The sequence below is a fragment of the Parafrankia sp. FMc2 genome (assembly GCF_041008525.1).
Taxonomy (GTDB): domain Bacteria; phylum Actinomycetota; class Actinomycetes; order Frankiales; family Frankiaceae; genus Parafrankia.
The window spans coordinates 1-6,914 of record NZ_JBFLUG010000234.1 but is presented as its reverse complement, the minus strand read 5'-3'; the positions used below and the strand labels follow the sequence as shown (position 1 = coordinate 6,914).

General features: G+C 60.2%; 3 protein-coding genes and 2 pseudogenes. 3 read left to right on the top strand and 2 right to left on the bottom strand.

Annotated elements, in window-relative coordinates; genetic code table 11:
* Nucleotides 1-122: 122 nt before the first annotated feature.
* Together AB1460_RS34900 and AB1460_RS34895 are read right to left on the bottom strand one after the other, a co-directional pair.
* A complete protein-coding gene (locus tag AB1460_RS34900) occupies nt 123-1,922 on the bottom strand; it encodes a formylglycine-generating enzyme family protein (protein ID WP_368966641.1) in 1,800 nt (599 codons plus the stop codon).
* Nucleotides 1,923-2,955: 1,033 nt separating this feature from the next.
* Nucleotides 2,956-3,975, bottom strand: a complete 1,020-nt coding sequence (locus AB1460_RS34895) for an Ldh family oxidoreductase (protein ID WP_368966639.1) — start codon at nt 3,973-3,975, stop codon at nt 2,956-2,958.
* A gap of 474 nt (nt 3,976-4,449) precedes the next feature.
* On the opposite strand from AB1460_RS34895, the gene AB1460_RS34890 reads away from it, so the two are divergent.
* The 3 genes and pseudogenes from AB1460_RS34890 to AB1460_RS34880 form a co-directional block, all read left to right on the top strand.
* Nucleotides 4,450-4,779 carry a hypothetical protein gene (locus AB1460_RS34890; RefSeq protein ID WP_368966637.1) on the top strand — a complete coding sequence of 110 codons (330 nt, stop codon included), beginning with the start codon at nt 4,450-4,452 and terminating at the stop codon, nt 4,777-4,779.
* A 48-nt stretch (nt 4,780-4,827) separates the two neighbouring features.
* Nucleotides 4,828-5,079 (top strand): annotated as a pseudogene (locus tag AB1460_RS34885) (transposase); the annotation flags it as partial.
* A gap of 685 nt (nt 5,080-5,764) precedes the next feature.
* Nucleotides 5,765-6,790, top strand: a pseudogene (locus AB1460_RS34880) (IS256 family transposase); the annotation flags it as partial.
* Nucleotides 6,791-6,914 lie beyond the last annotated feature (124 nt).

Sequence of the window (6,914 nt, the reverse complement as noted above, 5' to 3'; positions counted from 1 at the left end):
GCTACCTGTCCACCGCCACCAAACACGGCATCGGCCAGTTCCCCGCCCTCGTCCAACTCGCCGAGGGCCGCCCCTGGATGCCCGCAACCAGCTAACCCAAGATCAAAGCAGTACCTGACCAGTTACCAGGCCGCTTGGGGATCGATCGAGAAGAATGAAGCACCTCGAACGGCCCGATAGTTTAGATCGTTATTCTGATCGACTATTTCGCCCCCAACGCTTTCGGCTATCTGCTCAGCAGAGGCGTCTATGTCCTCCCACGCAGTATGTCCGTAACTGCCGTGTTCAATTGTGGTCGGCACTATATTTCCGTAAACCTTCGACCGTGTCCATTCCCAAACATTGCCCACCATGTCGAATGGCCCGGGGCCAGCCGGTACCGTGAACAATCCGACATGAAGCGGCCTAAGAATATTACTGATGCGGCCGTCTGCGGCGGCGGCAGCACGATTGGGCTTGCGGAGATGCGCACCGTACCGATCGGACTGGTTGACGCTGGCATCAGCAACGTCGATCCCGTCATAGTAGACTCTGCGCAGCGCTTCCCATTCCCAGTCGGTGGCGAGATTCGCGACCGATCCTTCCGGGAAGCCGCTATCGGGCAGTTTCCGGTCTGTCCACCATTGGCAGAAGGCGATCGCCTCCCACCAGGTGATCCCCACAACGGGACTACCAGGCGCGCTAAACCGGTCGTCGGCCTGCGTGGGGTCCCATAGAGCCACCCGAGCGGCCTGTCTGAGTGCCCGGACACGCGCTATGTCAAGAATGGGCATGCTTGACCCGACGCCAGCAACTACTGCCGACGCCTCGTCTCGTGCTTCCTTCCAGAAACAACGGCGGGCAGCGACGTCGAAAGAATCCTCGATTGCCGCAATGACGGTCGCGTCATTATCAATCCACTGCCGGCCGGTGCCGACGAAATAATTTGAGCGATCAGGATCATTCCAAAATTCCTGATACTGTTCGTTTGTTACCAGGAAGTTCGCGATCCACATCGGGCCGATTTGTACTTCCTGGCGCGTATAAGGCAGGACCGGTTTCGCGTCATCGATACGTTGTGGAGTAAACTCGGACCCGATCTCGACCGCCTGTCGAGGTACAAAGGTAAAGTACCCAGAGGTTGGCGCATATTTCTCATGGCGGGCGCGATAGAGGCGCGGATCATTGATCAGCGAAAGAGCGTCAGAAATGTCCCACAGCAGTGTTGCCGCAACTGTTCCACTATCTCGAAGACGACGGGCTTCGTCGTTTGATATCAAGTCAAGGCATCTCGTTCGCAGCGCTAATGCCGCGGTCTCCCTCCGCACCCTTCTCAGGGAGCGAGCGATAAGGCCTTGAAAGTAGAGTAGGTAACGTATCTGGCCGTACCCCTGCTCAGTGACGACAAACTGCTCCAGTTCATCAATCAGTGCAGCAGCGGTTTCCGAACGAGGTGAGCGAACCTTCTCAATGTGGTCCAGCGCGATCCGAACCGCCGGAATCGCATTCGGAAGTGCGATGAGTTCACGAATCGCAAGCTGATGGTCTAGAAGTGCACCGGCCAACACAACATTGCGATAGCCGTCGTGAACGAATGCACCGTGCTCATTCAGGATCCCGGCGACCTGTTCGACACCTCGCTCGCCTATACGGCCGGTCGCACACGCGATCAGATCATCGTATGCTTCATCTCCGAATCGCTGATTAATCGAGATACGGAGCAATTCTAGTGGACTACGAGAAAGTACGTCTGATGGGTCAGGATGAGTTTCGACAAATTCAGCCAAGATCTTGAAATAGAACGGAGTGCACATAAAGTCGGGTAGCCGGGAGGCAATTTCCGTAAGGAGATCGAGATGCTGACTATTGTCTAGATTGATGGTCCGACAAATCTCCCGAAGGCACTCACGAAAGACCGGGCGAGTGGGCTCGTAAGTATTCATGGTGACTGTAGCCGTGGGCTGTCGGAAAATCCATTGAGCTGCGGCTTCCAGCGTGCCCGGTCGGGCCATAACCACAATCGAACAGTCGTCGTCGTAGCGATTTATTCGGCGTGCGAAGTCAACTGGCGATTCTAGATCTTCCGCCTCGATAACACCACAGGTCCTCAGCCCGTTAGCGACCACCGGATTTTCTACGTAGTCGTTGGCAACCAGACCGAGTTCGCTGTCGGTGAGCAGTCTGCGAAGTGTCGTTTTTCCGATCCCCAATTCGCCGCGGAGAAAGACTGTAGCAGTCTTTCCGATCGCAGAGGCCCTGGCAACCTCCTCTGCTATCCTCCGTACCAGAGGAGGGTGAACGGCTCTTCGCGCTACGGAATTGAGGCTATCCTCCCATTGGTATTCCCACGTCAGCTGCGATGGCGAGGGCGATATCGGTGAGGCGCTATGACGTTCTTCGTCAGATCGCCTCGGCTCCGGGGTGGCCCCCGGTTGAGTTCCTCGCCATTCTCGCGAGGGCGAGAACTGAGGGCCGCTGGGGCTAGTCATCCGTTACTACGTCCCACGTCGTCGTTCGGATAGGAGGCGTCCTGTTGGTGTGCGCCGACGGTTTCGTTGCCGCGCATCGGTGAAACGTAGGTCGACTTGCACCACGGAGTCGTTTGACGGCAGTGAGTCTGCTCCTTGAAGAGAGAAGGAGAACCGGCCAGGAGGTAGAATCCCGAAGGTGTCGGAAGCCGCATTGACGCTTTTTGTTTGGCTTGGCCCTGTCGGCCACGAGACAATCACCGACCAGCGGTAGATCGGAATTTCGGTCGCGTTGTGCAGCCAAAGCTCCCCCGTCCCGTGGTTGACAACGAACCAGGCGTAGACGGCAGCCAGACGCTGGTCTGTCGTCTCGCTTTCGGCCCGCAAAGAGAAGATGAGCGCAATGACCACCGCTAGTACAGTTGCGACGCCAGAGACCCAATCGCTTACCGAGCCCCAAGCGATAGCGGCGCTGGCATTCGTGAACCCGTCCATCGATTTGCGTTAATCAATTGAAGAGTAGATTGGATGACAGTTCGGAGATCTTTTCTCCAGCTGCCATACGCGTTAGTAGCGCAATGGTCGAATCCTCAACTTCGACGGGGTCGGAGAACACCGCCTGCAGATCAATACGGGCCCGGGCGCGGTCGCCGGGTACTCTCACAGGTTCATCGTCTCTGGAAGGTCGCGCCTGACGGATTTCTTCAAATAGTTGCGAAACATTGGCGATGAACCCTGCTTCTGCGCCGGTCCGGGCTGGATCAATTGCTACCATCAATGCCCCACAGTCGAACTCGCTTTCGACCGCGAGACCTGCGGCCCCGCCGACCATTAGTCCGCCGAGAATCTCGACTGCAAGATTAAGAGCCCAGCCTTTACTTCCACCGAACGCTCTCACTGCGTTGATCTCAGATGGCACCGTGGTCACATCCCCGGAAGAGCCAAGGAACGGACCCGGGCGAACACCGCGGTTCTCAAGCGCCGCCTGCCGGATCTCTCCCCATACCACCTCCGCAGTCGCTAGATCGAAGGTCTGGATCCCGTCCGAAGTTGGGAAAGAGAAACAAACGGGGTTTGTGCCGGTAATCGGGTCAATTGAACCAAATGGCGTTACCGCTGCCGGACCAGCACTATTCAGTAGGATACCGACGAAACCCTGTCCAGCCAGCTTGGCGGTGTACGGATAGAGCGAACTGTATCGGCTAAAGTTTCGGGCTCCGGCAACGCCGACCCCGAACTCTCGCACTTTGTCAATCAAAAGTTCTGCGATCTTTCTCATAAGGAGGAAGCCGTTGCCCCGGTTTCCGTCGGCAGCAACGATTGGTCCGTATTCGGTGAGAGTTGGATCGACTTTGAGATCGCCGAGATTGAGTGATGCTATCTTGCCTACTCCGTGCGTTCTGAGGCCGACGAGTTCGGCCACCACAAATTCCTCCGAGATCCCGCGAGCGGCGGTCGACGAGAAACCTTGGCCAGCGAGTGCCTGAGTTGCAATCTCGTGGAGATGGCCTACAGAATATGTAGTCACACAGACCTCCATCGTGCAGTTATTGGAGTGGGTCCTCTACTGTGCGGCGCTTTCATAGCGTGATTGGCGCGGCGCCTCATGGTCGAAGCAGGAAGGCCGCACCCGCTTAGCGATTAGCAGTCACTTTCCTTACTCTTGCCCCGGGTAAGTACGGCACCGCCTAGTGCCCAGTGAGCGTGTTGTCTTTACTTGATCCATTCGGTGAACAGTCGCGATCTTCCGAACGTGGCGACGCGGGGGTGGATAGTGCTGTGGCATGCCGACGGTTCCCCGAAGAAGCGGATCAAGGCGTTGGCGAGAGTATCCCGACCGGCGGTCGATCTGCAGATCAGCCGGTGCGGAGCGGACAGCGTCAGCGGTCTGACCAACGGGCCCCAGGGAGCGCCGTCCGAACAGGGACCCGCCCGGGTGCTCACGCTCACCCGCACGAGCCCACCGGCGCAGACAGGTCTGTCGCACTGATCGAGCCGGGAGATGGTGAAGTACGTCAGCCGTATCCCCGGCGTCACCATCTCCTGGCGCTACATGGCGAAGCTGTGGCGAGAGGAAAGGCTGCGACCGCCTTGCCAAGGAACGTTCAAACTCAGCCGCGGTCCGCGGCTCGCCGACAAGGTCGGGCTCCACCTGGTGGACCTGCCCTGCGGCGCGGGGGTGCTCTGCGTGCACGAAGAAGCCGTCCAGGCCCTGGACCGGACCCAGCCGATGCTCCCGATCACCGTTGACCACACCGAGGGGCGCACCCACGACTACCGGCGCCACGGCACTACGCACCTGTTCGCCGCGCTCAAGGTCGCGACGGGGTAGGTCTACGGAGAGTGCCGTCCGGTCCGGGGCGGAGGAGCATTCTTCGCCTTCCTGAAGAACGCCGTCCAACCACATACGGGCAAAGACATTCACATCATCCTGGACAACCTGTCTACCTACGCCACCCCCGAGGTGATCGCCTGGCTCGAACGCGGCTCGGACATCCACTTCCACGTCACCCCCGTCGGCTCCTCGTGGATCAACCAGATCGAAACCTGGTTCGGGATCACCACCCAGCAGTCCATACACCGCGGCGCCCTCTCCTCCTGCGAGGTCCTGACCCGACAGAGCCGCCACTAGATCACCCGCTGGAACACCAGATGCCAGATCTTCACCTGGACCGTCACCACCAACGAGATCCTCGCGAAGGTCCGGCTCACCCAGACCAGGATCCGGAAACTCGTCAACAACAACCGACGGTAAGCAGGTCAGGATCACGCGACACAGTCACTCACCGATCCTCCACTGCTCTTACAGTTACCTGTTGGCTACCCAAAGTGCAGACCACCCTTGCTCCGCGTCGAGTCCTGGTACTCGGGTGGCTACTGAGGCGCCGACCCTTGCTCGGGAGCGAAGTCGAATGTTCGCTGAGCGCGAGCCTAACGCCTGGTGCATTGTCCGTCATCCGCAGGAGCGCGGCGCTTCGTCCGGAGTGCCGGACCGCCGGCGGATCGGTCGTGGCGGTTGGTGATGTGCCAGTTGGTGGTGGCCGGGGCGAGACGGCCCTCGATGGTGATCGTTGAGGGCCAGGTGAAGGACAAACGCCTGGCAGGTTGCCAGCGGCCGGGCCGTGGTAATCGATTTTGCGAACCCGTTGGGCTATCACAGGCAGCGATGCACACGTCCTCGACACCCAGTGAAGTCCAGAGACGTGGTGTACGGATCGTGATCGTCTAACGACTCGCCGGAGTGGCGGTCCGTGACGTAGAGCGACCACCGCGTGATCCTTTCGAGAACCGCCAAGAACTCGAGGAGGAGATACGCGATGGCCGTGCGCCCGACTGTGACCGATGCCGAGGGTTTCGGCAAGGAACTGATGGCAGCGAGTCCGGACCTGCTGGGATCGATGGTGAAGGCGTTCGCGGAGGCGTTGATGGGCGCCGAGGTGGACGGCGTCTGCAATGCGGAATATGGCGAGATATCCCCGGAGCGGGTGAACCGGCGGAACGGGTATCGGGCGCGGGAGTGGGATACCCGAGCCGGGACGATCGAGCTGGCGGTACCGAAGTTGCGGCAGGGGTCGTATTTCCCGGAATGGCTGTTGACCCGACGGCGACGCGCCGAGCAGGCGCTGATCTCGGTGGTGGCCACCTCCTATCTGCTCGGGGTATCGACGAGAAGGGTCGACAAGCTCGTCGAGCAGCTCGGGGTCGCGAACATCTCGAAGTCGCAGGTGTCGGTGTTGGCGAAGCAGCTCGACGCCCAGGTCGAGGCGTTCCGGTCGAGGCCGTTGGACGCCGGTCCGTACCGGTTCGTCCAGGCGGATGCGTTGACGATGAAGGTTCGCGAGGAGGGTCGAGTGATCAATGTGCACTGCCTGCTCGCGGTCGGGGTCAACGGTGACGGGCACCGGGAGATCCTTGGCCTCGACGTCGTGAGCAGTGAGGACGGTGCCGGCTGGCTGGCGTTCTTCCGCGGCCTGGTCGCCCGCGGCCTGTCGGGCGTGCGGCTGGTGACCTCCGATGCCCACCGCGGGCTGGTGAACGCGATCGGGTCGACGCTGCCCGGTGCGTCGTGGCAGAGGTGTCGGGCGCACTACCTGCGGGACTTGCTGAACGTGACCCCGAAGTCGTCGCAGCCGTGGGTCGCCACGCTGGTACGAACCGTCTTCGAGCAGGCCGACGCGACCGAGGTCACTGTGCAGTTCGACCGGGTCGTGGAAGCACTCACCGAGAAACTGCCGAAGGCGGCCGACCATCTCTCCGCCGCGAAAGCTGACCTGCTCGCGTTCACTGCCTACCCGCGGCAGATCTGGAAGCAGATCTGGTCGTCCAACCCGCAGGAGCGTCTAAGAGCGTGTCTCATGTCGGGTGCGGGAGTTTCTTCCAGCAGGTGATCGCGGCGGCGAGGCAGAGGAACCCGAGGAAGTTGCGGCCGTTGCGTTCGTAACGCAGAGTCAGACGACGGTAGCCACC